Annotated in this window: 22 protein-coding genes; 8 read left to right on the top strand and 14 right to left on the bottom strand. The window is 64.9% G+C overall.

The features are described 5' to 3' along the window. Positions 1-39 precede the first annotated feature (39 nt). Positions 40-2250: a primosomal protein N' gene (locus tag ABIB91_RS29850; protein WP_354169808.1), complete on the top strand. Its 2211-nt coding sequence runs from the start codon at positions 40-42 to the stop codon at positions 2248-2250. 158 nt (positions 2251-2408) lie between these two features. Here ABIB91_RS29850 and ABIB91_RS29845 read toward each other — a convergent pair whose 3' ends face one another. Next, on the bottom strand, positions 2409-2912 hold the full coding sequence (locus tag ABIB91_RS29845; protein ID WP_354169806.1) for a septal ring lytic transglycosylase RlpA family protein: 504 nt from the start codon (positions 2910-2912) through the stop codon (positions 2409-2411). Between the two features lie 648 nt (positions 2913-3560). On the opposite strand from ABIB91_RS29845, the gene ABIB91_RS29840 reads away from it, so the two are divergent. The 6 genes from ABIB91_RS29840 to ABIB91_RS29815 all read left to right on the top strand — a co-directional run bounded on the left by ABIB91_RS29840 (position 3561) and on the right by ABIB91_RS29815 (position 10437). Beyond that, positions 3561-4121 carry a F0F1 ATP synthase subunit delta gene (locus ABIB91_RS29840; RefSeq protein ID WP_354169804.1) on the top strand — a complete coding sequence of 187 codons (561 nt, stop codon included), beginning with the start codon at positions 3561-3563 and terminating at the stop codon, positions 4119-4121. Next, positions 4121-5650, top strand: a complete 1530-nt coding sequence (gene atpA, locus ABIB91_RS29835; protein ID WP_106945574.1) for a F0F1 ATP synthase subunit alpha — start codon at positions 4121-4123, stop codon at positions 5648-5650. The genes ABIB91_RS29840 and atpA overlap by 1 nt, the downstream gene beginning before the upstream one ends. A 154-nt stretch (positions 5651-5804) precedes the next feature. Next, positions 5805-6680 carry a F0F1 ATP synthase subunit gamma gene (locus ABIB91_RS29830; protein ID WP_354169802.1) on the top strand — a complete coding sequence of 292 codons (876 nt, stop codon included), beginning with the start codon at positions 5805-5807 and terminating at the stop codon, positions 6678-6680. Positions 6681-6732: 52 nt separating this feature from the next. After that, the gene (atpD, locus tag ABIB91_RS29825; RefSeq protein WP_354169800.1) at positions 6733-8175 is read left to right on the top strand and encodes a F0F1 ATP synthase subunit beta; all 1443 of its coding nucleotides are present in this window, start codon (positions 6733-6735) and stop codon (positions 8173-8175) included. Positions 8176-8261: 86 nt separating this feature from the next. After that, positions 8262-8669: a F0F1 ATP synthase subunit epsilon gene (locus ABIB91_RS29820; protein WP_007598897.1), complete on the top strand. Its 408-nt coding sequence runs from the start codon at positions 8262-8264 to the stop codon at positions 8667-8669. Between the two features lie 151 nt (positions 8670-8820). Then, positions 8821-10437, top strand: a complete 1617-nt coding sequence (locus ABIB91_RS29815) for an adenylate/guanylate cyclase domain-containing protein (RefSeq protein ID WP_354169798.1) — start codon at positions 8821-8823, stop codon at positions 10435-10437. A 77-nt stretch (positions 10438-10514) separates the two neighbouring features. Here ABIB91_RS29815 and ABIB91_RS29810 read toward each other — a convergent pair whose 3' ends face one another. The 10 genes from ABIB91_RS29810 to proB form a co-directional block, all read right to left on the bottom strand. Continuing rightward, complete coding sequence (locus ABIB91_RS29810) at positions 10515-11015, bottom strand: RNA pyrophosphohydrolase (RefSeq protein ID WP_007598899.1); 501 nt, start codon at positions 11013-11015, stop codon at positions 10515-10517. A 63-nt stretch (positions 11016-11078) separates the two neighbouring features. Further along, on the bottom strand, positions 11079-11582 hold the full coding sequence (locus tag ABIB91_RS29805; RefSeq protein ID WP_007604352.1) for an RNA pyrophosphohydrolase: 504 nt from the start codon (positions 11580-11582) through the stop codon (positions 11079-11081). Between the two features lie 75 nt (positions 11583-11657). Further along, positions 11658-12890: a divergent polysaccharide deacetylase family protein gene (locus ABIB91_RS29800; protein ID WP_354169795.1), complete on the bottom strand. Its 1233-nt coding sequence runs from the start codon at positions 12888-12890 to the stop codon at positions 11658-11660. A 143-nt stretch (positions 12891-13033) separates the two neighbouring features. Further along, a complete protein-coding gene (locus ABIB91_RS29795; RefSeq protein WP_007598902.1) occupies positions 13034-14389 on the bottom strand; it encodes a S41 family peptidase in 1356 nt (451 codons plus the stop codon). Beyond that, entirely contained in the window at positions 14386-15732 is a 1347-nt protein-coding gene (locus ABIB91_RS29790) for a murein hydrolase activator EnvC family protein (protein ID WP_219681804.1), read from the bottom strand. Before ABIB91_RS29790 ends, ABIB91_RS29795 begins: the two co-directional genes overlap by 4 nt. A 33-nt stretch (positions 15733-15765) precedes the next feature. Further along, positions 15766-16248 carry a 23S rRNA (pseudouridine(1915)-N(3))-methyltransferase RlmH gene (rlmH, locus tag ABIB91_RS29785; RefSeq protein ID WP_007598905.1) on the bottom strand — a complete coding sequence of 161 codons (483 nt, stop codon included), beginning with the start codon at positions 16246-16248 and terminating at the stop codon, positions 15766-15768. A 96-nt stretch (positions 16249-16344) separates the two neighbouring features. Next, positions 16345-16701, bottom strand: coding sequence for a ribosome silencing factor (gene rsfS, locus ABIB91_RS29780; protein ID WP_007598906.1), 357 nt, complete (start codon positions 16699-16701; stop codon positions 16345-16347). Positions 16702-16939: 238 nt separating this feature from the next. Continuing rightward, complete coding sequence (locus ABIB91_RS29775) at positions 16940-17584, bottom strand: nicotinate-nucleotide adenylyltransferase (protein ID WP_354169791.1); 645 nt, start codon at positions 17582-17584, stop codon at positions 16940-16942. A gap of 20 nt (positions 17585-17604) precedes the next feature. Further along, positions 17605-18900 (bottom strand): glutamate-5-semialdehyde dehydrogenase, encoded by a 1296-nt coding sequence (locus tag ABIB91_RS29770; RefSeq protein ID WP_354169789.1) that lies wholly within the window; start codon positions 18898-18900, stop codon positions 17605-17607. Between the two features lie 227 nt (positions 18901-19127). Then, positions 19128-20249 carry a glutamate 5-kinase gene (proB, locus tag ABIB91_RS29765; protein ID WP_354169787.1) on the bottom strand — a complete coding sequence of 374 codons (1122 nt, stop codon included), beginning with the start codon at positions 20247-20249 and terminating at the stop codon, positions 19128-19130. Positions 20250-20402: 153 nt separating this feature from the next. Here proB and ABIB91_RS29760 point away from each other — a divergent pair, with 153 nt between their 5' ends. Further along, positions 20403-21368 (top strand): Bug family tripartite tricarboxylate transporter substrate binding protein, encoded by a 966-nt coding sequence (locus ABIB91_RS29760; protein ID WP_354169785.1) that lies wholly within the window; start codon positions 20403-20405, stop codon positions 21366-21368. 134 nt (positions 21369-21502) lie between these two features. Here the strand turns inward: ABIB91_RS29760 and ABIB91_RS29755 are convergent, their stop codons facing one another. From ABIB91_RS29755 to ABIB91_RS29745, 3 genes are all read right to left on the bottom strand, one after another. Continuing rightward, positions 21503-23137, bottom strand: coding sequence for an alkaline phosphatase family protein (locus tag ABIB91_RS29755; RefSeq protein ID WP_354169783.1), 1635 nt, complete (start codon positions 23135-23137; stop codon positions 21503-21505). Between the two features lie 221 nt (positions 23138-23358). Beyond that, positions 23359-24399 (bottom strand): GTPase ObgE, encoded by a 1041-nt coding sequence (gene obgE, locus ABIB91_RS29750; RefSeq protein ID WP_219681802.1) that lies wholly within the window; start codon positions 24397-24399, stop codon positions 23359-23361. A gap of 101 nt (positions 24400-24500) precedes the next feature. Beyond that, complete coding sequence (locus tag ABIB91_RS29745) at positions 24501-24980, bottom strand: MaoC family dehydratase (RefSeq protein WP_354169781.1); 480 nt, start codon at positions 24978-24980, stop codon at positions 24501-24503. Positions 24981-25078: the final 98 nt, after the last annotated feature.

Below are 25078 nucleotides of genomic sequence, written 5' to 3'. Positions count from 1 at the left end.
GGCGCTAGCCTTGAAGCCCCCGGGTTCCGATTCCCCTCCATGGACCACACGTCGCGCAGCAACGCCGTCTCCGCCAACGCGACCCGCATGGTCGACGTGCTGGTGCCGGTCGCGCTCGACCAGACCTATTCCTACAAGGTGCCGCGCGGGATGGAGCTGAAGGCGGGCGACATTATTGGCGTGCCGCTCGGCCCGCGCGAGGTGCTCGCCGTGGTTTGGGCCGAAAACGCCAATCCGGATCCGCGCCTGCACAACCGCCTCAAGGAGGTCAGCGAAAAGCTCGACATCCCGCCGCTGAAGCCCGAGCTGCGTGCAGTCGTGGACTGGATCGCCAATTACACGCTGAGCCCGCGCGGCATGGTACTGCGCATGTGCCTGCGGATGGGCGAGAACCTCGGCCCCGAGCGGGTGCGCGCCGGCGTGCGCCTGACCGGCGATCTCCCGCGGCGACTGACGCCGGCGCGGCAGCGCCTGATCGAGGTGCTGTCGGACCGGCTGCTGCACGGCAAGTCCGAGGCGGCCAAGGAGGCCGGCGTTTCGGCCGGCGTGATCGACGGCCTCGTCGACGAAGGCACGCTCACGGTCGAGCCGATGCCGCCGCCTCCACCGCCGCCGCCGCCCGATCCGGATTTCAGCCGGCCGGATTTTTCGCCGCTCCAGCGCGCCGGAGTTGATGCGATGCGCGCGCTCGCGGCCAACGGCAGCTTTCACGTCGCGCTGCTCGACGGTGTCACCGGCTCGGGCAAGACCGAGGTTTACTTCGAAGCCGTGGCCGAGGCGATCCGCCGCGGAAAACAGTCGCTGATCCTGATGCCGGAGATCGCGCTCACCGGCCAGTTCCTCGATCGCTTCGCGCAGCGTTTTGGCGTGCGTCCCTTGGAATGGCATTCCGAGCTGACGCCGCGCACCCGCGCACGCAATTGGGCGGCGATCTCCGAGGGCAGCGCGCCGGTCGTGGTCGGCGCGCGCTCGGCGCTGTTTCTGCCCTACGCCAATCTCGGCCTCATCGTGGTCGATGAAGAGCACGACCAGGCCTACAAGCAGGACGAAGGCGTGCATTATCACGCCCGCGACATGGCGGTGGTGCGCGCGCATATCGCGAAGGTTCCGATCGTGCTGGCATCGGCGACGCCGTCGGTCGAATCCGAGGTCAATGCGCGCAAGAACCGCTATCAGCGCATCGCGCTGCCGTCACGCTTCGGCGGCCAGCACATGCCGCATATCGAGGCCATCGACATGCGCCGCGAGCCGCCGGCGCGCGGCCGCTTCATCTCGCCGCGGCTCGCGTCCGAGATCAGGACCGCGATCGAGCGGCGCGAGCAGGCGCTATTGTTCCTCAATCGCCGCGGCTATGCGCCGTTGACGCTGTGCCGCGCCTGCGGCCATCGCTTTGCCTGCACCATCTGCGATGCCTGGTTGGTCGATCACCGCTTCCGCCAGCGCCTCGTCTGTCACCATTGCGGCTTCTCGATGCCGCGTCCGCAAACCTGCCCGCATTGCGCGGCGGAGGAATCGCTGGTCGCGGTCGGGCCCGGCGTCGAGCGCTTGCAGGAAGAGGCGGCCGCGCTGTTCCCGGAGGCGCGCACCATGGTGCTGTCGAGCGATCTCATCACCTCGATCGAGACGATGCGCTCCGAGCTGAATGACATCGCGGAGGGCCGCGTCGACGTCATCATCGGCACCCAGCTCGTCGCCAAGGGCCACAATTTCCCGCGGCTCAATCTTGTCGGCGTGGTCGATGCGGATCTCGGCCTGTCCAATGGCGATCCGCGCGCCTCCGAGCGCACCTGGCAATTGCTCAACCAGGTGATCGGCCGCGCCGGGCGCGAGCAGGGCCGCGGCGTCGGCTATCTCCAGACCCACCAGCCCGACCATCCCGTGATGAAGGCGCTGATCGCCTGCGACCGTGAAGCGTTCTACGACAGCGAGATCGATTTGCGCGAACGCACGCTCTATCCGCCGTTCGGGCGGCTCGCGAGCCTGATCATTTCCGCCGGCGACCGGCCGAGCGCCGAAGGCTTTGGCCGCCACCTCGTTGCGCTCGCGCCGCGCGACGAGCGGGTGGTGGTGCTGGGCCCGGCGGAAGCCCCGCTCGCCGTCATCAAGGGCCGCTACCGCTTCCGCATCCTGTTGAAATCGGCGCGCGGCTTCGACCTGTCGGATTATCTGCGCAACTGGCTTGCCGTATGCCCGAAGCCGAAGGGCAATCAAAAGCTCGAGGTCGACGTCGATCCGCAGAGCTTTTTGTAGCCGCTGTCATTCCGGGGCGCGACGAAGTCGCGAACCCGGAATCCATTCATCCACCGACCCTGCTGTTCGATGGATTCCGGGCTCGCGCTGCGCGCGCCCCGGAATGACGAAGCCCGCCGTCCCCCAAGACGGCGGGCTTGTTTCACGCGTCGCGCGTCTTAGGAGACGACTTCCGCGGTGACGCGGCCGACGCCGGCGCCGGTGAGGCCGATAGCGCGGGCAGCGCCCGTGGAGAGGTCGAGGACACGGCCGCGAACGAACGGGCCACGGTCGTTGATGGTGACGATGACGCTGGAGCCGCCATGGGTGACCCGCAGCTTGGTGCCGAACGGCAGCGAACGGTGCGCCGCGGTCATGGCGTTCTGGTTGAAGCGCTGGCCCGAGGCAGTCCTGCTGCCGGACTCGTTCCCGTAAAAGGAAGCCATGCCGGAGAAGGCACGTCCGGTGCCCTGCGACGGCGTCATCGACGCATTGGCGTTACGCCAATCGGAGGACGTGTTGGCATCGTTCTGGGCCTGGTGGCGGTGATGGGAATACCGATGGTGATGCCGGGATTTGGCGGAAGCTTCGGTGGCAGTTCCCCCGATGAGAAGAGTTGCGGCAACAAAGGCGATCGCCGTACGCGGCCGGGTCACTGAGCCCAGCGTCTTCAAACAAAGCATATATTGGTCCCTAAGCTAGTATTGCCACATATGTGGCAAGTGGAGCCCCCGTAAGTTTGCGAGCGGGACCGCGTTTCGATTCCTAATGAGGCGTGAATTGGGCAGTAAATCCGTTCTGTGTCGCCGTGTAATATCTTGTTACCCGCAGAGATATTCAGCCGACATTCCGTAATATTGAAATTTTAACGATTCGTTAACCTCTAAACTACTCGCGAATACTGTAAAACGAAGTCATCGCTTTCTGCGTTTAGAATTGGGTAAGTATTCGGCGAGTGAAGCGGATGCGCCCGAAATCACGCCTCAGCAATCCGTGTTCATGGCCGCTATGCGCTGTGGGCAGGAACCAATGGCCCGGCGTCGGCTCGAGGGCTCGCTTAAGCGCTGTGGCAATTCCGCGGCGTGGCAGGTCGTCGTCGCGTCGTCGTGGACTGCGACGAACTGGCGACAGAACGTCATGCCTTTAATTTGGCGTCATGTTGCACGTGCGCGCCTGCTATGTTAGCAAAGCCGCGATTTTAACGAGCCCGGCACTTCCGTGTGGGGTCGAAAATCGAAGTCCCGCTTGAATTCCAAGGGCTTGGATCGCTAGGCGCCGCTTTGTGGCGACGGTTTTTCCCTTGCGAGTTTGACAGCAAAAAGAGCACGTCTGTGGCTGCAGAAGATACGTCCGTTTCCGGTGTGTCGGGCCGTTATGCAACGGCCTTGTTTGAACTGGCCCGCGACCAGAAAGTGGTCGACGAGGTCAAAGCCGATCTCGAAAAATTCGAGGGCATGCTGAACGAAAGCGCCGATCTGAAGCGCCTCGTCCGCAGCCCTGTGTTCGCGGCCGATGCCCAGTCCAGGGCCCTCTCGGCCGTGCTGGAGAAGGCGGGCATCGCCGGCATCTCCGCCAATTTCCTGAAAGTGCTGACCGCCAACCGCCGCCTGTTCGCGGTGGCTGACGTCATCCGCGCCTATCGCGCCCTGGTCGCCAGGTTCAAGGGCGAGGCGACGGCCGACGTCACCGTGGCGGAGGCGCTCTCGGACAAGAATCTCGACGCCCTCAAGGTTGCCCTGAAGTCGGTGACCGGCAAGGACGTCGCGCTCAACGTGAAGATCGATCCCTCGATCATCGGTGGCCTCGTGGTCAAGCTTGGCAGCCGGATGATCGATAGCTCGCTTCGCACCAAACTCAATTCGATCAAGCACGCGATGAAAGAGGCAGGCTGATGGACATCCGCGCCGCGGAAATTTCCGCGATCCTCAAGGACCAGATCAAGAATTTCGGCCAGGAAGCTGAAGTCTCCGAAGTCGGACAGGTGCTGTCCGTCGGCGACGGTATCGCCCGCGTTTACGGTCTGGATAACGTCCAGGCCGGTGAAATGGTCGAGTTCGAGAACGGCACCCGCGGCATGGCGCTGAACCTCGAGACCGACAACGTCGGTATCGTCATTTTCGGCGCCGACCGCGAGATCAAGGAAGGCCAGACCGTCAAGCGCACCCGCGCCATCGTGGACGCGCCGGTCGGCAAGGGCCTGCTCGGCCGCGTCGTCGACGCGCTCGGCAATCCGATCGACGGCAAGGGCCCGATCCAGGCCGACAAGCGCATGCGCGTCGACGTCAAGGCGCCCGGCATCATTCCGCGCAAATCGGTGAACGAGCCGATGGCGACCGGCCTCAAGGCGATCGACGCCCTGATCCCGATCGGCCGCGGCCAGCGCGAGCTGATCATCGGCGACCGTCAGACCGGCAAGACCGCGATCGCGCTCGACACCATCCTCAACCAGAAGCCGCTCAACGCGCAGCCGGACGAGAACATCAAGCTGTATTGCGTCTACGTCGCGATCGGCCAGAAGCGCTCGACCGTTGCCCAGTTCGTGAAGGTGCTGGAAGAGCAGGGCGCGCTCGAATATTCGATCATCGTGGCCGCTACCGCGTCGGATCCGGCGCCGATGCAGTACATCGCGCCGTTCACCGGCTGCACCATGGGCGAGTACTTCCGCGACAACGGCATGCACGCCGTCATCATCTATGACGATTTGTCCAAGCAGGCCGTCGCCTACCGCCAGATGTCGCTCCTGCTGCGCCGTCCGCCGGGCCGCGAAGCCTATCCGGGCGACGTGTTCTATCTGCATTCCCGCCTGCTCGAGCGCGCGGCGAAGCTGAACAAGGACCAGGGCTCGGGCTCGCTGACGGCGCTACCGGTCATCGAAACCCAGGCCAACGACGTGTCGGCCTACATTCCGACCAACGTCATCTCGATCACCGACGGCCAGATCTTCCTGGAAACCGACCTGTTCTTCCAGGGCATCCGCCCCGCGGTGAACGTCGGTCTGTCGGTGTCGCGCGTCGGCTCCTCGGCGCAGACCAAGGCCACCAAGAAGGTCGCCGGCAAGATCAAGGGCGAGCTCGCGCAGTACCGCGAAATGGCGGCGTTCGCGCAGTTCGGCTCCGACCTCGACGCCTCGACCCAGCGCCTGCTCAACCGCGGCTCGCGTCTCACCGAGCTCCTGAAGCAGCCGCAGTTCGCGCCGCTGAAGATGGAAGAGCAGGTCTGCGTGATCTGGGCCGGCACCAACGGCTATCTCGATCCGCTTCCGGTCAACAAGGTGCGCGCGTTCGAGGACGGTCTGTTGTCGCTGCTGCGCGGCAAGAACGTCGAGATCCTCAACGCGATCCGCGACAGCCGCGATCTCTCCGACGACAGTGCCGCCAAGCTGAAGTCGGTGGTCGAAGGTTTCGCCAAGAGCTTCGCATAAGAGAACGGTCGCAAAGGCCGGGCTTGTTGTCCCGGCCTTCCGTGCCTCACCGCATGGAAACGAAGACGTGGATGCCCGGGACACGCCCGGGCATGACGACTGGGATAGGCTAGCGGCTTGATCCAGGGGATCGAACCGCCGGGGTGAACGAAGAATGGCGTCACTTAAAGACATGCGCGTCCGCATCGCCTCCACCAAGGCGACGCAGAAGATCACCAAGGCCATGCAGATGGTCGCAGCGTCCCGGTTGCGCCGCGCCCAGCAGGCGGCCGAGGCGGCGCGGCCCTATGCCGACAAGATGAGCGCGGTGATCTCCAATATCGCCAGCGCTGCCGCCGGTTCGCCCGGCGCTCCGGTGCTGCTGGCCGGCACCGGCAAGGATCAGGTTCACCTGCTGCTGGTCTGCACCGGCGAGCGCGGTCTGTCCGGGGCGTTCAACTCCTCGATCGTGCGCCTCGCGCGCGAGCGCGCCCAGGCGCTGCTGGCGCAGGGCAAGGAAGTCAAAATCTTCTGCGTCGGCCGCAAGGGCTACGAGCAGCTCCGCCGTCTCTACGACAAGCAGATCGTCGAGCATCTCGACCTGCGCGGCGTTCGTCAGCTCGGCTTCGTCAACGCCGAGGACATCGCAAAGAAGGTTCTGGCCCGCTTCGACAACGGCGAATTCGACGTCTGCACGCTGTTCTACGCCCAGTTCAAGTCGGTGATTGCCCAGGTCCCGACCGCGCAGCAGATCATTCCGCTGACCGTGGAAGAAAAGGCGGCGAACGCGCCGTCGACGTCCTACGACTACGAGCCGGAGGAAGATGAACTCCTCTCCGGCCTGTTGCCGCGGAATATCGCGGTCCAGATTTTCCGTGCACTGCTGGAAAACAACGCCTCGTTCTATGGCGCGCAGATGAGCTCCATGGACAACGCCACCCGCAACGCCGGCGAAATGATCCGCAAGCAAACCCAGATCTACAACCGAACCCGTCAAGCCCAGATCACCAAGGAGCTGATCGAGATCATCTCCGGCGCCGAGGCGGTCTGACGCAAGAATCAAACGACGGTCGTTCAAGTAAAGAATTTCGAAGGAGAGCTTCATGGCTACAGCAGCTAACCAGGTCGGTCGCGTCACCCAGGTCATGGGCGCCGTCGTCGACGTTCAGTTCGAAGGCCATCTGCCGGCCATTCTGAATTCGTTGGAAACCAAGAACGGCAACATCCGCCTCGTGCTGGAAGTTGCGCAGCATCTCGGTGAGTCCACCGTGCGCACGATCGCGATGGACGTGACCGAAGGTCTGGTCCGCGGCCAGGCAGTGACCGACACCGGTCAGCCGATCTCGGTTCCGGTGGGCGCGGGCACGCTCGGCCGCATCATGAACGTGATCGGCGAACCGATCGACGAAGCCGGCCCGATCCAGTCCGAAGGCAAGCGCGCCATCCACCAGGAAGCGCCGAGCTACACCGACCAGTCGACCGAAGCTGAAATTCTCGTCACCGGCATCAAGGTCGTCGACTTGCTCGCGCCCTACGCCAAGGGCGGCAAGATCGGCCTGTTCGGCGGCGCCGGCGTCGGCAAGACCGTGCTGATTCAGGAGCTGATCAACAACGTCGCGAAGGCGCACGGTGGTTACTCCGTGTTCGCCGGCGTCGGCGAGCGTACCCGCGAGGGCAACGACCTCTATCACGAATTCATCGAGTCCAAGGTCAACGCCGATCCGCACAATCCGGATCCGAGCGTCAAGTCGAAATGCGCGCTGGTGTTCGGCCAGATGAACGAGCCGCCCGGCGCCCGCGCCCGCGTCGGCCTCACCGGTCTGACCGTCGCCGAGCACTTCCGTGACCAGGGCCAGGACGTGCTGTTCTTCGTCGACAACATCTTCCGCTTCACCCAGGCCGGTTCTGAAGTGTCGGCGCTGCTCGGTCGTATCCCGAGCGCCGTGGGTTACCAGCCGACGCTTGCCACCGACATGGGCGCGCTGCAGGAGCGCATCACCACCACGCAGAAGGGTTCGATCACCTCGGTGCAGGCCATTTACGTTCCGGCCGACGACTTGACCGACCCGGCGCCCGCGACCTCGTTCGCACATTTGGACGCCACCACGGTGTTGAACCGCGCGATCTCGGAAAAGGGCATCTATCCGGCGGTGGATCCGCTCGACTCGACCTCGCGCATGCTCTCGCCGCTCGTCGTCGGTCAGGAGCACTACGACACCGCGCGTCAGGTCCAGCAGGTGCTGCAGCGCTACAAGTCGCTGCAGGACATCATCGCCATTCTCGGCATGGACGAGCTTTCGGAAGAGGACAAGCTGACGGTGGCCCGCGCCCGCAAGATCGAGCGCTTCCTATCGCAGCCGTTCCACGTCGCCGAAATCTTCACCGGCTCGCCCGGCAAGTTTGTCGATCTCGCGGACACCATCAAGGGCTTCCGCGGCCTCTGCGAAGGCAAGTACGACCACCTGCCGGAAGCCGCCTTCTACATGGTCGGCACCATCGAAGAGGCGATCGAGAAGGGCAAGAAGCTGGCGGCCGAGGCGGCCTAAGCTGCGAAGGGCGAGCAGGGAGTAGCGAATAGTCGCGCTGCTCCCGCTCCATTCGCGATTCGCTACTCACCATTCGCAGGTTTCCAATGGCCACCTTCCACTTCGATCTCGTCTCGCCGGAAAAGCTCGCCTTCTCGGGCGAGGTCGACCAGGTCGATATCCCCGGCGTCGAAGGTGATTTCGGCGTGCTGGCGGGACACGCTCCGGTCGTGGCCGCGATCCGGCCCGGCATTCTCACCGTGACCACCGGCGGCAAGCACGAGAAGATCATCGTGCTCGGCGGTATCGCCGAAGTTTCCGACAAGGGCCTGACGGTACTCGCCGACGTCGCGACCTCGCTGGCCGAGCTCGATCGCGCCCAGTTCGCCGCGACTATCTCGGAGATGGAAGAGGGATTGAAGGAGCACGAAGGCAACGAGCTCGATCAAGCCATCGCGCGGCTCGACCACTTCAAGAGCATCCAGCAGCAGCTCAGCAGCACGGCTATGCACTAAGCCCCGGTGCATCGCGCCGGGGCCCGAACTGAAAATTCCTGAATAAGTTCAGCGCTCGTCACGGAAGTGGCGGGCGCTGAAACTTTGTTGCACCGCGCCGCCAATCGCGCCATTCTGCGCTCGCGAACTTTGTTCCGGGGGCCGGCCGCAAATGAAACGCAAGATCGCAGCGATTTTCGCAGCCGATATTGCCGGCTATTCACGACTGGTCGCGGAAGACGAAGAGGAGACGCTGCGGCGTCTCGCCTCCTATCGCGAGGTCGTCGACGATTTCATTGCCAAGGCGGGCGGACGCATCTTCAACACCGCGGGCGATGCCGTGCTCGCCGAATTTCCAAGCGCAGTCGATGCGGTGCGTTGCGCGATCGACATTCAGGAATCCCTGCGTACCCGCAACATGGCCTATCCGCCGAGCCGGCAGATGTCGTTCCGCATCGGCATCACCATCGGCGACGTGGTCGAGCGCGACGGCGATCTGCTCGGTGACGGCGTCAACATCGCCGCCCGGCTCGAGGGCCTCGCCGAGGTCGGCGGCATCTGCGTCTCCCGCGCCGTGCACGAGCAGGTCGCCAACAAGCTGTCGGTGCAGTTCGCCGATATCGGCGCGCAGGAAGTCAAGAACATCCCGACGCCGGTGCACGCCTACATGGTGGCAATGCGGCGCGGGGACGGCAGCTACGCCACGCCGCAGATCAAGAAGGTGGCGAAGGCTGCGGCCGCGCCGAACTGGATGTGGCCGCTGGTGGTCGGTGTCGTCTCCGTCGTCGCCATCGGCGCCGGTGGCTTCCTCTATTTCACCAAGCTCGAGACGACCAGGGCGCCGGCGATCGCAGCGATTGCGCCAAGCTCTGCATCAAGCCCCGCATCAACTGCGCCAAGCCCGTCATCCACCATGGCGGCGAAAGCGCCGATGCCCATGCCGGCACCCTCCGCTTCGCCGATGGCCGGCAAGTTTCCCGCCGACAGCGTCCCCTTCATCAACGAGCGCATCCGCAACTACCTGGCTGGCGACTATTCCGCTGCCGGCAACTACAAGGCGTTCGCGCTCAATGTCGGCGGGTTCACCGGCGCGTCGTTGAATCAGCCGAACGAGGAAGCCGCGCGCAACGCCGCACTCGATCAGTGTCAGAAGCGCGCCGATGCCGCGCAGTCGCCGCGGCGCTGCGAGCTCTATGCGGTCGGCAACACTATCGTCTACACGCACGGCAAGCCGCCGATGCCGCCGCAACCGTTCGTCCGGCATGATGCCATGACCGAGCGCGCCTTTGCCTCCAAAGACTTTCCGATGGTGCGCGATCCCGCGAAAGTCCGCCTCGAGAACATGTTCGTGCCCGCTGCAAAATCCCGCGCGGTCGCGCTCGGCCCGGGCGGTCAATATTTCATGGTGATGGGCGCATCATCCGCCGACGATGCCGCGCGGCGTTCGCTGGAATCGTGCGGCGCGATCGCCGGCGTCGCTTGCCTGGTCGTTGCGGTCGACGAGAATTTCGTCGTGCCGATCCCGACCCTGCTGAGGATCACCGGCTTCTTCCACGCGGCGTCCAACGCGTCGATCGTCGCAGATGCGCGCGACGAGGTCGTGCGCAAGCTCGCCGACGGCATGGGCTGGAACGCCGTCGCGGTCGGCACCGCGGGCCGGCCGGGCCTCGGCCTCAAGGCCGCGGACGAGCAGACCGCCGTCAATTCCGCGCTCGCCGACTGCGCCAAGCGCGACAGCGACTGCCACGTCATCGCGATCGGCCCGTTCACGGTGGGACCGATCAATTAGGCTCGCGCAAATTTCCGGCGAAAGTTCTCTAATGATTTCAACCCCGTTCTACTGTGCATGGGGTTGTTTTCGCGTTTTTAGTTCGCGAAGGGCGCAAACTGCTGCGCCACTGCGCTGTAGACGTGGCGGCGGAACGGCACCACGACATCGGGGACACGGTCGAGCCGCTCCCAGCGCCAGGCGTCGAACTCGGCGGGCTGTCCGTTGCGCGGCGTCAGCGGATCGATCTCGTCATCCTTGCCGGTGAAGCGCAGCGCGAACCATTTCTGGCGCTGGCCGCGGAATTTCGCCAGCCGATGCGTCTGCGGTCCGTCATAGGGCGGAAATTCGTAAGTCAGCCAGTCGGTCTCGCCGAGATAGGTTGCGCTCTTGACGCTGGTCTCTTCCCAGAGCTCGCGCAGCGCGGCATCGCGCAAATCCTCGCCCTCGTCGACGCCGCCCTGCGGCATCTGCCAGTCGAGGCCCGGCAGGATGATCTCGGGTCCGTCGCCCTTGAAGCGATGCCCGATCAGCACGCGGCCATCGGCATTGAACAGCGCGATTCCGACATTGGGACGGTAAGGCTTTTCATGGGTCACGCGTGGATCTCTCGTCGTCATTTCAGGCGATGCATTAGCATCAAGCTAGAATGGCGACCTGAACTAATCCTGCGCCAGCGCGGAAAATTCCTTCACCACGCGCTCGTAGACCGGACGCTTGAACGGGATGATCAGCCCGGTCAGGTTCTTCATCGGTTCCCAGCGCCAGCTCACGAACTCGGCCTTGTGGCCGCCGCCGGGCTTTTCGACGTTGATCTCGCTGTCCTTGCCGGTGAAGCGGACCGCGAACCATTTCTGGCGCTGGCCGCGGTAGCGGCCCTTCCAGGCGCGCCCGGCAACCGTGCGCGGAATGTCGTAAGTGAGCCAGTCCGGAACCTCGCCGAGCCGCTCGACCGAACGGACGCTGGTCTCCTCATAGAGCTCGCGCTTGGCGGCCTCCCAATTGTCCTCGCCGGGATCGACGCCGCCCTGCGGCATCTGCCAGACATGGGTGTCGTCGACATGCTCGATGCCGCCGGCACGCCGGCCGATGAACACCAGTCCGTCCTTGTTGAGCAACATCACGCCGACGCAGGTCCGGTAGGGCAGATCCTCGTAACGCGCCATTCCGCCAGACCTCTCGCATGCCGTCGGTAAGGCTGAAGCAGGCCCCGCGGGCCTGTGCCGTACCAATCCGTTGATTTAGCTGGATTTTGATTTCAGCATCGCGGTTGTCAATGGCACCAAAAGGATACCTCGGTCGCCCAATGTTTTGGTCCAGACGCCAATGCGCTCGATCGAGACCGGGAGGGCGGAGGCGGTGCCTACGGCCACGCCGCGCTCGCGTGCCGCCGCTTCGAGCTTGGTCAGGGCGCGGTCGATCTCCGCCGGGGTCGGCACTGCGTCGATTGCGATATCGCCCTTGCCGAACGGCATCGCCAGGCTGCCGGCGGCTTGCGGTGCGATGCTGCGGGGCGAGGAGCCGTCGTCGAAGAAGCCGAGACCGCGCCTGGCCGCCTCGCGGATGATCGGCTGCATCGCCGGCTCCGTTGCGATGAAGCGGGCACCCATGAAATTGGTGAGGCCGGCATAGCCCTGGATCCGGCTCAGATGCCAGTACAGGCGGTCCATGTTCTGGTCGGCACTCAGCGAGGTCAGCAGCGTCTGCGGTCCCGGATCGTTGTCTGGGAAGTCGTAGGGCTCCATCGGAATCTGGAGGAAGATCTCGTGGCGCTGGGCGCGGGCGCGCTCGGCGAGTTTTCCTGGATCGGACCCATAAGGCGTGAAGGCCAGCGTCACCGCCGGTGGCAGCCGCATGATGGCATCGGTGGTCTTGGCGGCGCCGACGCCGAGGCCGCCGATCAGGATCGCGACCACCGGCATCTTGGCGGCCTTGGCGCGATCGGCATCCGCCGCATAGACGTTGAACGGCTTCAGATCCCCGGAAATCGCCGGGATCATGCCGTAGCGCGATTTCTCGAGGAGTTTTGTGTCGATCCCGGCCATGACGGGCGGCGGTGCGGAGGCTGAGGCCGCCTCGCTCTTGCCGGCGGCATCGCCGCCGATCACCACGTCGTGGCGGGTGCCGGTGGAACCGTCGATCATGGTGACGGTCTTCTGCTCGCCCGCCTGCTTCGGTGCCTCCTTGGCCTCGTGCTTGCTTTCCTGCTTGCTGTCCTGGCCGTGGCTGGCGGCGGCCGGCTTGTCGTCGCCGGCCTTGTCTGCGGCACTGGGCTCGCGGATCGCGAGCCGCGTCATCGGCTCGCCGCCGAGCGGATCCTTGTTGAAGATGGCGAAGCCGGCAAAGGTGACCAGGAACAGGCCGAGCAGGACTGCGAGCAGCTGCATGGCGGTGAACGGCAGCCGCAGCCGGCGTTTCCGGCGCGGCTTGTCCCGTCCGAGCGGGGCGCTCAGATCATCGGCCGTTTCAGTCATGCGCGATCCCGAATCACTCGAGATGACGATACCACGCCGGGGTCAAGCGGCGGCAGGCCGGGATAGGCCGGGGATATCAGGAGTTCCAAGCAAAAAGGGCGGCTCCGGGAGCCGCCCTTTTCGTCAGATCGCGATGCGCCGACTTAGTTCGCCGCTTTGGGCTTGTCGGTCGTGGCCTTGTCGCCGCCCGGGGTGGGCGCCGCGGAGGCGCTGTTCTTGATGCCGTGGAGCAAATCGTCGGCGAGCTTGAGCGCCTTGTCGTCCTTGGCGTCCGGCGGAACGTAGGACTGCGAGCCGGTCTTCTCGTCGCCGTCGTTCTTGAGATGGCCGCGCAGCGAAGCTTCGCCCTTGGTGTCGGTGCGCGACTTCAGCTCGTCCGGCACGTCCTGCAGCACTTCGATGTCGGGCACGATGCCCTTGGCCTGGATCGACTTGCCCGACGGCGTGTAGTAGCGCGCCGTGGTCAGACGCAGCGCGCCGTTGCCGGAGCCGAGCGGAATGATGGTCTGCACCGAGCCCTTGCCGAACGAACGCGTGCCGACGATGGTCGCGCGCTTGTGGTCCTGCAGCGCGCCGGCGACGATCTCCGACGCCGAAGCCGAGCCGCCATTGACCAGCACGATGACCGGCTTGCCCTTGGTGAGGTCGCCCGTATGCGCGGTCCGGCGCTGGGTCTCCTCGGCATTGCGGCCGCGGGTCGAGACGATCTCGCCCTTCTCCAGGAAGGAGTCGGAGACGGTGACCGCTTCCTCGAGCAGGCCGCCCGGGTTGTTGCGGAGGTCGATGACGTAGCCCTTCAGCTTGTCGCCGATCTGATTCGAGAGGTTGGCGACCTCGCGCTTCAGGCCTTCGGTGGTCTGCTCGTTGAAGGTGGTGATGCGGATATAGGCGATGTCGTCGGCCTCGATGCGGGCGCGCACCGAGCGGACGCGGATATTGTCGCGCACCAGCGTGACGTCGATCGGATTGTCCTGGCCCTTGCGGATGATCTTGAGCTTGATCTTGGTGTTGACGGGGCCGCGCATCTTCTCGACCGCCTGGTTCAGGGTCAGGCCCTGCACCGCCTCGTCGTCGAGATTGGTGATGATGTCGTTGGCCATGACGCCGGCCCGCGAGGCCGGGGTGTCGTCGATCGGGGAGACCACCTTGATCAGGCCGTCTTCCATCGTGACTTCGATGCCGAGGCCGCCGAACTCACCGCGGGTCTGCACCTGCATGTCGCGGAAGCTCTTGGCGTCCATGTAGCTCGAATGCGGATCGAGACCGGTGAGCATGCCGCTGATCGCGGATTCGATCAGCTTGGTGTCGTCGGGCTTCTCGACATAGTCCGAGCGCACGCGCTCGAAGACGTCGCCGAACAAATTGAGCTGGCGATAGGTGTCCGCGGTGGCGGCTCGCGCGCTGGAGCCCATGAAGACTGCGCGCGGTTGCGTCACGAACAGCGTCAGCGCCGCACCGGTGGCCGCGCTGAGGAGGATAACTGAAGTCTTGCGCATCATCCGCGAACCTTCTCGCCTTCATTTGCGGCCCACCATGGGCCTGGATCGATTGGAGTGCCGTCTTTGCGGAACTCGACATAGAGCACAGGTTGACTCGCGTTCGTGGCGAGAATGGAGGCGACTTGAGAAGTCGACCCCATGGTCGCGACAGGCTCCCCCGTGAGCACAAACTGACCGATGTTGACCGAAATGCGCTCCATCCCGGCGATCAGCACATGATACCCGCCCCCGGCATTGAGGATCAAGAGTTGTCCATAGCTGCGGAAGGGGCCGGCATAGACGACCCAGCCATCACACGGCGTCGTGACCTGGGAGCCGGGCCGGGTCGCCAGCGAAATGCCCTTCTGGACCCCGCCGAGCCCGTCCGAACCGCCGAAATCCCTGATCTTGTTACCGTTAACCGGAAGAGGCAGCAGGCCCTTGGCCGCAGCGAAGGCCATCGCAGGGGTGGTCCGGGAACGATCCTTGAAAGCGCCAGGGCCGGTCTTGGCGCTGGCGGCTGCGTTTGCAGCCGCCTTTGCCTCGGCCTGCTTGGCGGCCTCAGCCGCCTTCTCGGCCGCCTTGGCGGCACTTTGCAGATCCTGCTCCATCTTGGCGATCAGCCCCTGGAGATCGCCGACCTGTCGTGAGAGCGCGACGGCACGCGCATTCTCGGCGTCGAGGTCCTTTTCGCGCGACGCCTGCTGGCGCTGCCGCTCGTCGACCAGAGCCGCGAGCCGGGTCTGGTCGTTGCGGACCTTGTCGCGGTCGGAGGCAAGCTGGTCGCGCTCGGTCGCGATGGTCTTGCGCAAGGCCACGAGCTCGCCGAGCTCGCTTGCGATCTTCTCGGCGCGCCCGCGCAATTCCGGCACCACGGCACCGAGCAGCATCGCCGTGCGCAGCGATTGCAGCGCGTCCTCGGGCCGTACCAACAGCGCCGGCGGCGTCCGCCTTCCGGCGCGCTGCAAGGCCGCCAGCACCTCGACGATGTCGGCGCGGCGCGAATCGAGCGAGCTGCGCATCGCCTGCTCGCGGCCGTTCAGCGATCGCAGCCGCGCTTCGGCTTCGTCGATCTTGGTCTCGACGGTGCGCACATTGGCGGCGGTGTCGATCAACTGTTGATTGAGCTGGGTGCGGTCCTGGCCGAGCGAGGTGATCTCGGCCTTGAGCTTGGCCTGCGCTTCCTCCGCGCTCTTCTTGCTGGCGCGCGCGGCTTCGAGCTCCTGCTCGCGCTGCTTGATCGCATCGGGCGCGACGGCCGCAGTCTGCGGTGCAGGCGTCTGAGCTTGCGCAAGGCTTGCGCCCAAAATACTTGCGCCGGTCATGCCGGCGATCAGCAGCAGGTTGAGGACAGGCGCTCGCATCGCTTTAGGCAAAGGTGCTCGTTGTGGCGCGGATCACGCGCGGTGATAGGGGTGGCCGGCCAGAATGGTGGCGGCCCGATAAAGCTGTTCCAGAAGCATGACGCGGACCATTTGATGCGGCCAGGTCGCAGAGCCGAACGCGATCGCGAGCTTGGCCTTACGGCGCAATTCGGGCGAAAGTCCGTCCGCCCCTCCGATCATGAAGATAGTATGACCGGCACCCTCGTCGCGCCAGCGGCCGAGATGCCGTGCGAATACGGTCGAATCCAGATTCTGGCCGCGCTCGTCCAGCGCCACCAGGACCGATTTTTCGGGAATATGCGCCGAGATCGCCGCGGCCTCTTCGGCCATCCGCGTCGCGGTATCGCGCGCGCGGCTTTCGGGCAATTCGTGGATGGCGAGCTCGCGGAATCCGAGCTTGCGGCCGGCCTCGTCGAACCGCTCGAAATAGCGGTCGGCAAGCTCCCGTTCGGGGCCCTGCTTCAGCCGGCCCACCGCAATGACAGCTATGCGCATGATATGTTCAGGGTCGCGTTTTCTGGACCGCGCGCGATATGCGCGCGCACGACGCTAGCATGCGCGTCAGCCGATTCGAAATCGGCCAGCAGCCTCTCAGATCGCCTTCGCCGCCCCTGGGCCCTGCGTGTACAATCTCTCGAGACTGTAGAACTCGCGGACCTCGGGTCTGAACACGTGCACGATCACATCGCCGGAATCGATCAGCACCCAGTCGCAATTGGGCAAGCCCTCGACGTGGATGTTCTTGATGCCGTTTTCCTTGAGGCCTTTGGCGACGTTCTCCGCGATCGCGCCGACGTGCCGGTTCACCCGGCCGGTCGTGACGATCATGTAGTCGGAGTAGGCCGATTTGCCGCGAAGGTCGATGGTAACCGTCTCTTCCGCCTTCATGTCGTCGAGGCGGGAGAGGATCAGGCTCAGCGTCTTGTCGGCGTCGGGTTGCGCCTTCAAGGCCGCAGCTTTGGTCGATGTTTTACGCGTCGGCTTGGCAACCTTGGGTAAAACAGACTTCGGTGAAGCCGTCTTGGGTGATGCTGTCTTGGACAATACAGATGTGGTCAGGGACCATTCCTTTCACTGTATCGCGAACGCCGAATCCGGCGCTCACTGGTTACACTACATCATGTGGGGTTAAGGGTTTCAATATGCCAGAGAGCCCGAAGGCCGGATGGCGTTCGCACAATCTGACTCACTTCGTACCTTTCCAGCTTCCGTCCGGGTTCCGTAAGCCGGTCGACGAGAGATTCAGCTTCATACCGGTCAGGAATACCCAGGCCGGGGCGGCCCGATCGGCAAGCAATGGCGCCTCATTCTCCGGCATCCGATAGCGCCTGAGCGCCTGGGCGGCGGGAGAGGCGAGGGCGCGAAAGCTCTGCGGCGGGCGATCGATGACCGCGATCGGCACCTGACCGGCGATGCGCCGCCAGTGCTGCCAACGATGGAATTGAGCGAGGTTGTCGGCGCCCATGATCCAGACAAAGCGCAAGCCCGAGAGGCGGCGGCGCAAGGTGTTGATCGTGTCGATGGTATAGCGCGTGCGAATGACGGATTCGAGACAGCTGACCTCGATCCTGGGATCGTCCGCCACGTCGCGCGCCGCCTGCATGCGCTCGCCGAGCTCGTGCAACGCGCCGTTCTCCTTCAGCGGATTGCCTGGCGTCACCAACCACCACACGCGATCGAGCTGGAGACGTTTCAGCGCGAACTGGCTGATCGCGCGATGGGCCTGGTGCGGCGGATTGAACGAGCCGCCGAGCAGGCCGATACGCATGCCCGAAGTGTGGCTTGGTATGGCCTGCGCGAAGAAACGTGGCGCGACGAAATTGTTGCTCAATGCCCCGCGCCTTGCGTCGCCTACGGCCGCGTCTGTCCGGTGCCGTGAACGCGATATTTGAAGCTCGTCAGCTGCTCGGCGCCAACCGGGCCGCGGGCATGGAATCTGCCGGTGGCGATGCCGATCTCGGCGCCGAAGCCGAACTCGCCGCCGTCGGCGAACTGTGTCGAGGCGTTGTGCAGCACGATCGCGGAATCGACCTCGCTCAGGAATTTCTTCGCAGCGGTCTCATCGGCGCTCACGATCGCATCGGTATGGTGCGAGCCGTGGTTCTGGATATGCGCAATCGCGCCGTCGACGCCGTCCACCACCTTCGCTGCGATGATCGCATCGAGATATTCGGTGTCCCAATCGTCCGCGCTCGCGGGTTTGACGCGGGCATCGGTCTTTTGCACGGCATCGTCGCCGCGCACTTCGCAGCCGGCCTCGATTAGCATCTCGACCAGCGGCTTGAGATTTTTACCGGCAGCGGCGCGATCGACCAGCAGCGTCTCGGCGGCACCGCAGACGCCGGTGCGCCGCATCTTGGCATTGAGCACGATCGATTTCGCCATGGCGAGGTCGGCGCTGCCGTCGACGTAGACGTGATTGACGCCTTCGAGATGCGCGAACACCGGCACGCGCGCTTCCTGCTCGACGCGCGCGACGAGGCTCTTGCCTCCGCGCGGCACGATCACGTCGACGGCGCCGTTCAACCCCGACAACATCTGGCCGACCGCCGCACGGTCGCGCGTCGGCACCAGCGTGATTGCAGCCTCGGGGAGGCCCGCTTCGCGCAGGCCCTGCACCAGGCAGTCATGGATCGCGCGGCAGGAGCGGAAACTGTCGGAGCCGCCGCGGAGGATCACGGCATTGCCCGACTTCAGGCACAGCACGCCAGCGTCCGCCGCAACGTTTGGCCGGCTCTCAAAAATCACGCCGACGACGCCGAGCGGCACGCGCACGCGCTCGATGGTCATGCCGTTCGGCCGCTGCCAGCTCTCGGTGACGATGCCGACCGGATCGGCGATGCCGCGCACGATGCCGATGCCCTCGGCCATGCCCTCGACCCGCGCCGGCGTCAGCGTCAGGCGGTCGATGAAGGACGAGGTGGCATTGCCGGAGGCGCGGGCCTCGGTGACGTCCTCGGCATTGGCGGCAAGGATCGCAGCTGCATTGTTGCGGATCGCCCGCTCCATGGCCTCGAGCGCCCGGTTCTTCTGCTCCGGCGGCGCCAGCCCCAGCACGCGCGCGGCAGCGCGGGCACGGGTACCGAGATCGGTCATCAGCGCCTGAAGATCGGCATTGCCGTCGACGGCTTTGAGGGGGGCGGCCATGGGAGTTTCAACCTTCTGCTAAGGCGGTGTCCTAGCACGGAAATCCCGCTTTTGCGAAGGGCGGGGCGGGTATGGCAGGGCTTCACGTGCTGGTTCGGCTGGGCCAATGACCCATCTACGGCGTTATGGCCGGGCTTGTCCCGGTCATCCACGGATTGCCACGCGGTCCAAAGAACGTGGATGCCCGGGACAAGCCCGGGCATGACGGTTTGGGCGCCTGCCGAGCGTTACCCGCCCACCACCAGATCATCCCGGTGGATCATCTCCGCCCGCCCGCTGATGCCGAGGATGGCCATCACATCGGGGGAGGAGCGGCCCTTGATCCGCTCGGCATCGTCGGCGTCGTAGGCGATCAGGCCGCGGCCGACCTCGCTGGTGTCGGGGCCGCGCACGATCACGGCGTCGCCGCGGGCGAACTGGCCCTCGACCTTGATCACGCCGGCCGGCAGCAGGCTGGCGCCCGCGCGCAGCGCCGCGACCGCGCCGGCGTCGATCGTCAGCGTGCCTTTCGGCTCCAGCGAGCCTGCGATCCAGCGTTTTCGCGACGTGATGGGATTGGCCGGCGTCAGGAACCAGGTGCAGCGGCCGCCATCGGCGATCGCCTGAAGCGGATGCTCGATCTTGCCCGAGGCGATCAGCATATGCGTGCCGCCGGTGGTCGCGATTTTTGCGGCTTCGACCTTGGTGCGCATGCCGCCGCGCGAGAGCTCGGATTCGGCGTCGCCTGCAACGGCCTCGATCTCCGAGGAGATGCTGTCGACGACCGGAATGAGCTTGGCGTTCGGGTTGTTCTTCGGCGGGGCGTCGTAGAGCCCGTCGATGTCGGACAACAGCACCAGCAGGTCCGCGCTCGCCATGGTGGCGACGCGCGCGGCGAGGCGGTCATTGTCGCCGTAGCGGATCTCGTTGGTCGCGACCGTGTCGTTCTCGTTGATCACGGGGATCGCGCGCCACTCCAGCAGCTTGCCGATGGTGGAGCGCGCGTTGAGATAGCGGCGGCGCTCCTCGGTGTCCTGCAGTGTCACCAGGATCTGGCCGGCGCCGATGCCGTGGGCGCCAAGGACCTCCGACCAGATCCGCGCCAGCGCGATCTGACCGACGGCGGCGGCCGCCTGGCTCTCCTCCAGCTTCAGCGGGCCGCGCGGCAATTTCAGGCGGCTGCGGCCGAGCGCGATCGAGCCGGAGGAGACGACGAGAACGTCACGTCCCTCGCGATGCAGCTTGGCCATGTCGTCGGCGAGCGCGGCAAGCCAGGACGCCCGCACCTCGCCCTTGTCGGAATCGACCAGCAGCGCGGAGCCGACCTTGACGACGATGCGGCGGAATTGACTGAGTTCGGGGCTGGCCATGTGTTTATGTGCTGGAGAGCGGCGCCGGTAAGGCCTGCTTTTGCAGCAGGACGATGGCCGGCGCAAGGCGGCAGGCCCGGTAAACGGCGCTTGTCCGGAACGCTCGTCTGGCTCTAACTGTCGCCAACCATAATGGGCTCAAAGAGGAAACCAATGGATCGCCGCAACTTCATCGCCGGATGCCTCGGGTTGCCGTTGTTGGCGCAGGTGGGCGGTTCGCAAGCACAGACCGGGCTGACAAAAATGATCTTCCCGTTCGCGGCGGGAGCGGGTGGCGACACGCTGTGCCGGCTGATCGCACAGGAGATGGCGCCGACGCTGCAGCGGACCGTCGTGGTCGAGAACCGCACCGGCGGTGACGGCCTGATCGGCATCAAGGCGGTGAAGGGGGGCAGCCCCGACGGCAGCATGGTGCTGGTGACGACCGGGCCCACGATGTACCTGCTGCCGATGGTGGAGACGACCCCGAGCTTCGACACCGCAAGAGATTTCGTCCCGGTCTCGCTGCTGGCGCGGTTTGAGTTCGCCGTCGTGATCAGTCCGACGATCGATGCCGCGGATTTCAAGGGATTCGTCGCCTGGCTGAAGGCGCATCCGGACAAGGCATCGTTCGGCGTGCCGAGCAACGGCACCATCCCGCATTTCATGGGCTCCAAGCTCGAGAAGGACCTCGGCATTCCCATGACGCGCGTGCCCTATCGCGGCAGTGCGCCCATCCTCAACGACATCATCGGCGGTCACATCTCCTTCGGCATCGTCACTTTGGCCGATGCGCTGCCGCAGCATCGCGCCAAGGGCGTGAAGATCATCGCGGTCGCGAGCGCCGAACGTTCGCCGTTTGCTTTGGAGGTGCCGACCTTGAAGGAGAGCGGCATCGATCTCGTCGCGGACGCCTGGTACGGCATGTGGCTTCCCGCCGGCAGCCCGCCGGAATTCGCCAGCAAGCTCGGCGCGGCCGCAAGCGCCGCGCTCGCCAAGCCTGAGGTGAAGGAGAAGCTCACCGCGATCGGGCTGATTCCGGTCGGCAGTAGCGCGGAAGGTCTGGCCAACGAGCTCGCCGCCAACACGGCGTTCTGGCAACCGATCGTGAAGGCGACGGGATACAAGATCGAGAATTGACCCAGGCGCCTCACTCTGTTCCCTCATCCTGAGGAGCGCGCTCTTGCGCGCGTCTCGAAGGATGAAAGGCCGAGCTGCCGCAGCGGGGCCTGCATGGTTCGAGACGGCGCTCCGCGCCTCCTCACCATGAGGTCTTAGAGCTTCGCGCGTTGCGCGATGCCGTCCTTGATCGACGCCAGCTCCGCTTCGTCCCAGATGCCGATCAAAATCCCGCCCTTCACCTGGAGCTGGTTGTCGGCATAGGCCGCGATCTTCTCGCGCGAGGTCGTGATGTGGTCGTTGGGGTGCAGCGCCCAGTCGAACAGCTCAGCCTGCAATCGTGCGCTGATGCCGGCGCAATCGGGATCGTCGCCGCGATCCAGAAATTCATCCGGATCGGATTCGAGGTCATACAGCATCGGCCGGAAGCCTGAGGCGTGGATGTATTTCCAGCGGCCGTCGAACACCATGAACAGGCGGCAGCGTTCGATCGGCTGGTTCAGCTTCAGCCGCACGTCCTGCATGACATAGTCGTATTCGGAGAACGCCACCTTGCGCCAGTCCGGCGGGCTCTCGCCGCGCAGCAGCGGCAGCAGCGAGCGTCCCTCGAGGATGTGGCCCGGCACCTTGCCGCCGAAATAGTCGACGAAGGTCGGCGCGAGATCGATGGCTTCGACCAGCGCATCGTTGCGCGTGCCGCGCGTCGCATCCGTCTCCTTCGAGGGATCGATGATGATGAGCGGGATCTTTGCCGACTGCTCGTGAAACAGATCCTTCTCGCCCATCCAGTGATCGCCGAGATAATCGCCGTGATCGGAGGTGAACACGATCATGGTGGTGTCCGAGAGGCCGCGCTCCTCCAGAAACTTCATCAGCACGCCCATCTGGTCGTCGATCTGGGTGATCAGGCCCATATAGGTCGGGATCACCTTCTCGCGGGCATCGTCGCGCGCCATGTTGCGGGAGTAGCGCATGTCCATATAGGCGCCGAACACCGGATGCGGATTCTGGCGCTCGCGCTCGGAGCGGATCGCCGGAATCATATCGGATGTCGAATACATGCTGGCGTAGGGTTCGGGCGCGATGTAGGGCCAGTGCGGCTTGATGTAGGACAGATGCAGGCACCACGGCCTGCCGCCGGTCGCGGCCTCGCTGATGAAGTCCATCGCGCGGCGCGTCATGTAGGGCGTCTCGGAATGCTCGTCCGGCACGCGCGCGGCCTTGTCGGCATGCACGAGCAGCCAGCCGTTCTGGAGCGAGCCGTCCTCGGCCGCGCCGGAATTGGCCCAATGCTCCCAGGGATTGGGCGCATCAAAACCCTGCTGGCGCAGATACTCGTCGTATTTCGGACGTGGCCGTCCCGTGGGATGCAGGCCGTCGTCGCGCTCATAGGGCTCGAACCCGCATTCGGCGACGTGCACGCCGATCATCGATTCCGGCGGGATGCCGAGCGCCTTCATGCCTTCGAGATCGGGCGCCATGTGGGTCTTGCCGACCAGCACGTTGCGCACGCCGAGCTTGTTGAGGTGATCGCCGAGGGTGGGCTCGCCGACGCGCAACGGCCAGCCGTTCCAGTGCGAGCCGTGCGAACGCATGTAGCGCCCGGTGTAGAACGACATGCGCGACGGGCCGCAGATCGGCGACTGCACATAGGCCTTGCTGAACAGCACGCCGCGCTTCGCCATGGCATCGATGTTCGGCGTCTTCAGCGTGGGATGGCCGGTGCAGCCGAGATAGTCATAGCGAAGCTGGTCGCACATGATCCAGAGAACGTTCTTCGCGCGCGCCATGAATCATCCCTGCCGTTTCTTGATTGGCCGATGCTGCGCTATCGAGGGCGCGAAGACAAGCAGGGGGTCCGATTCCGCTGCGTCACAAGCAACGAACCTCATCCTGAGGAGCCCGCGACAAGCGGGCGTCTCGAAGGATGGCCACGGGCGAGAGCCGGGCCTTCATGGTTCGAGACGCGCGTTCCGCGCTCCTCACCATGAGGGTCTTCAAGCCGGATTGTTCAAACCGACCAAGGCTCCGCTTCGGCCGCGCTCTTGGCTTTCGCCGAGACCGGGCTCTCGCCGATCACATCCGCCAACGCGCGCAGCGCTTCCTGCACGCCATCGCCGGTGGCGGCGGAGAGCAGCAGCGGGGTCTTCTTGGCGGCGCGCTTCAGCCGGTCCTTCTGCTTCTTCAACTCGTCCGGCTCGACCGCGTCGATCTTGTTCAGCGCGACGATCTCGATCTTGTCGGTGAGCTGCCCGGCATAGGCGTCCAGCTCGGTTCGCACCGTCTTGTAGGCCTTGCCGGCGTGCTCGCAGGTCGCGTCGATGAGATGCAGCAGCACGCGGCAGCGCTCGACATGGGCGAGGAAGCGGTCGCCGAGACCGACGCCTTCATGCGCGCCCTCGATCAGGCCGGGGATATCAGCCAGCACGAACTCGCGGCCGTCGGCATTCACGACGCCGAGCTGCGGATGCAACGTGGTGAATGGATAGTCGGCGATCTTCGGCTTGGCCGCGCTGACCTTGGCGAGGAAGGTCGATTTGCCGGCATTGGGCAGGCCGACGAGGCCGGCATCCGCGATCAGCTTCAGCCGCAGCCAGATCCAGCGCTCCTCGCCGGGCTGGCCGGGATTGGCATTGCGCGGCGCGCGGTTGGTCGAGGTCTTGAAATGCGCGTTGCCGAAGCCGCCATTGCCGCCTTCGGCCAGCACGAATTTTTCGCCGACAGTGGTGAAATCGTGGATCATGGTCTCGCGATCTTCATCGAAGATCTGCGTGCCCAAGGGGACCTTCAGCACGATCGACTTGCCATTGGCGCCGTGGCGGTCCGACCCCGAGCCGTTCTCGCCCTTCTGGGCCTTGAAGTGCTGCTGGTAGCGATAGTCGATCAGCGTGTTCAGGCCGTCTGCGACCTCGATGATGACATTGCCGCCGCGGCCGCCATTGCCGCCGGAGGGACCGCCGAATTCAATGAATTTTTCGCGGCGGAACGCCACGCAGCCGTTTCCGCCGTCGCCGGAGCGGATATAGACCTTTGCTTCGTCAAGGAATTTCATGGGCCATAGGTAGGCCAGCCGGTCCCGCGCGGCAACCCGGATAGGCCCGCAAATCGGCCGAAACCCGGCGATTTGTGGCCTTGCTTAACCACAGGATGACGTCAGAGGGGCCGGCGCCGGATCAGGAATTTCTGCGTGCCCTCCAGCACCAGCTCCTTGCGCTGGTTGAACACGGTGCTTTTGAGCGTCACCGCGCCGGTCGAGCGTCCCGGCACCAGCTCGATGACCTCGAGCGCGGGATAGATTGTGTCGTCGGCGAACACCGGTTTGAGGAACCGGCTGGATTGCTCGAGGAAGCCGACCAGGGAGTCCTCGACCATGAACGGAAACAGGCCCGCGCCGGGTGCGGTGTGGATCAGCGTCTGGAAACCTTGGGCGAGCAGATGCGGCATGCCGCGGCTGCGGCAATACTCCACGTCGTAATGCACCGGATGGGTGTCGCCGCTCGCGGTCTGGAACGCCGTGAACACGGCCGTCGTCTGCGTGCGGCTCGGCAGCACGAAGCGTTCGCCGACCTCGAAATCCTCAAACCAGCGTTGCGCGGGGATCATGCGATGCCGGGCCGGGTCGAAGTCGGTCATGTCCTGGCTCTCTTCCTGGCTCTTTCGTTCGTGGGCAGCCTATCGCTACCGCGACGCGAAGAGTGCGGCAATCCGTTCAATTCGTCTTGCATGGCCTT

Source organism: Bradyrhizobium sp. JR4.3 (genome assembly GCF_040547695.1).
Taxonomy (GTDB): domain Bacteria; phylum Pseudomonadota; class Alphaproteobacteria; order Rhizobiales; family Xanthobacteraceae; genus Bradyrhizobium; species Bradyrhizobium canariense.
This window is presented reverse-complemented; position numbering and strand designations above follow the sequence as displayed.

Bases quoted from the DNA above. Each gene is read 5' to 3' on its own strand.
- ABIB91_RS29845 (WP_354169806.1), bottom strand. From the start codon at position 2,912: ATGCTTTGTTTGAAGACGCTGGGCTCAGTGACCCGGCCGCGTACGGCG.
- atpA (WP_106945574.1), top strand. From the start codon at position 4,121: ATGGACATCCGCGCCGCGGAAATTTCCGCGATCCTCAAGGACCAGATC.
- ABIB91_RS29795 (WP_007598902.1), bottom strand. From the start codon at position 14,389: ATGATGCGCAAGACTTCAGTTATCCTCCTCAGCGCGGCCACCGGTGCG.
- ABIB91_RS29830 (WP_354169802.1), top strand. From the start codon at position 5,805: ATGGCGTCACTTAAAGACATGCGCGTCCGCATCGCCTCCACCAAGGCG.
- rlmH (WP_007598905.1), bottom strand. From the start codon at position 16,248: ATGCGCATAGCTGTCATTGCGGTGGGCCGGCTGAAGCAGGGCCCCGAA.
- ABIB91_RS29745 (WP_354169781.1), bottom strand. From the start codon at position 24,980: ATGACCGACTTCGACCCGGCCCGGCATCGCATGATCCCCGCGCAACGC.
- ABIB91_RS29755 (WP_354169783.1), bottom strand. From the start codon at position 23,137: ATGGCGCGCGCGAAGAACGTTCTCTGGATCATGTGCGACCAGCTTCGC.
- ABIB91_RS29820 (WP_007598897.1), top strand. From the start codon at position 8,262: ATGGCCACCTTCCACTTCGATCTCGTCTCGCCGGAAAAGCTCGCCTTC.
- proB (WP_354169787.1), bottom strand. From the start codon at position 20,249: ATGGCCAGCCCCGAACTCAGTCAATTCCGCCGCATCGTCGTCAAGGTC.
- ABIB91_RS29760 (WP_354169785.1), top strand. From the start codon at position 20,403: ATGGATCGCCGCAACTTCATCGCCGGATGCCTCGGGTTGCCGTTGTTG.
- ABIB91_RS29815 (WP_354169798.1), top strand. From the start codon at position 8,821: ATGAAACGCAAGATCGCAGCGATTTTCGCAGCCGATATTGCCGGCTAT.
- ABIB91_RS29790 (WP_219681804.1), bottom strand. From the start codon at position 15,732: ATGCGAGCGCCTGTCCTCAACCTGCTGCTGATCGCCGGCATGACCGGC.
- ABIB91_RS29800 (WP_354169795.1), bottom strand. From the start codon at position 12,890: ATGACTGAAACGGCCGATGATCTGAGCGCCCCGCTCGGACGGGACAAG.
- ABIB91_RS29850 (WP_354169808.1), top strand. From the start codon at position 40: ATGGACCACACGTCGCGCAGCAACGCCGTCTCCGCCAACGCGACCCGC.
- atpD (WP_354169800.1), top strand. From the start codon at position 6,733: ATGGCTACAGCAGCTAACCAGGTCGGTCGCGTCACCCAGGTCATGGGC.
- obgE (WP_219681802.1), bottom strand. From the start codon at position 24,399: ATGAAATTCCTTGACGAAGCAAAGGTCTATATCCGCTCCGGCGACGGC.
- ABIB91_RS29770 (WP_354169789.1), bottom strand. From the start codon at position 18,900: ATGGCCGCCCCCCTCAAAGCCGTCGACGGCAATGCCGATCTTCAGGCG.
- ABIB91_RS29805 (WP_007604352.1), bottom strand. From the start codon at position 11,582: ATGGCGCGTTACGAGGATCTGCCCTACCGGACCTGCGTCGGCGTGATG.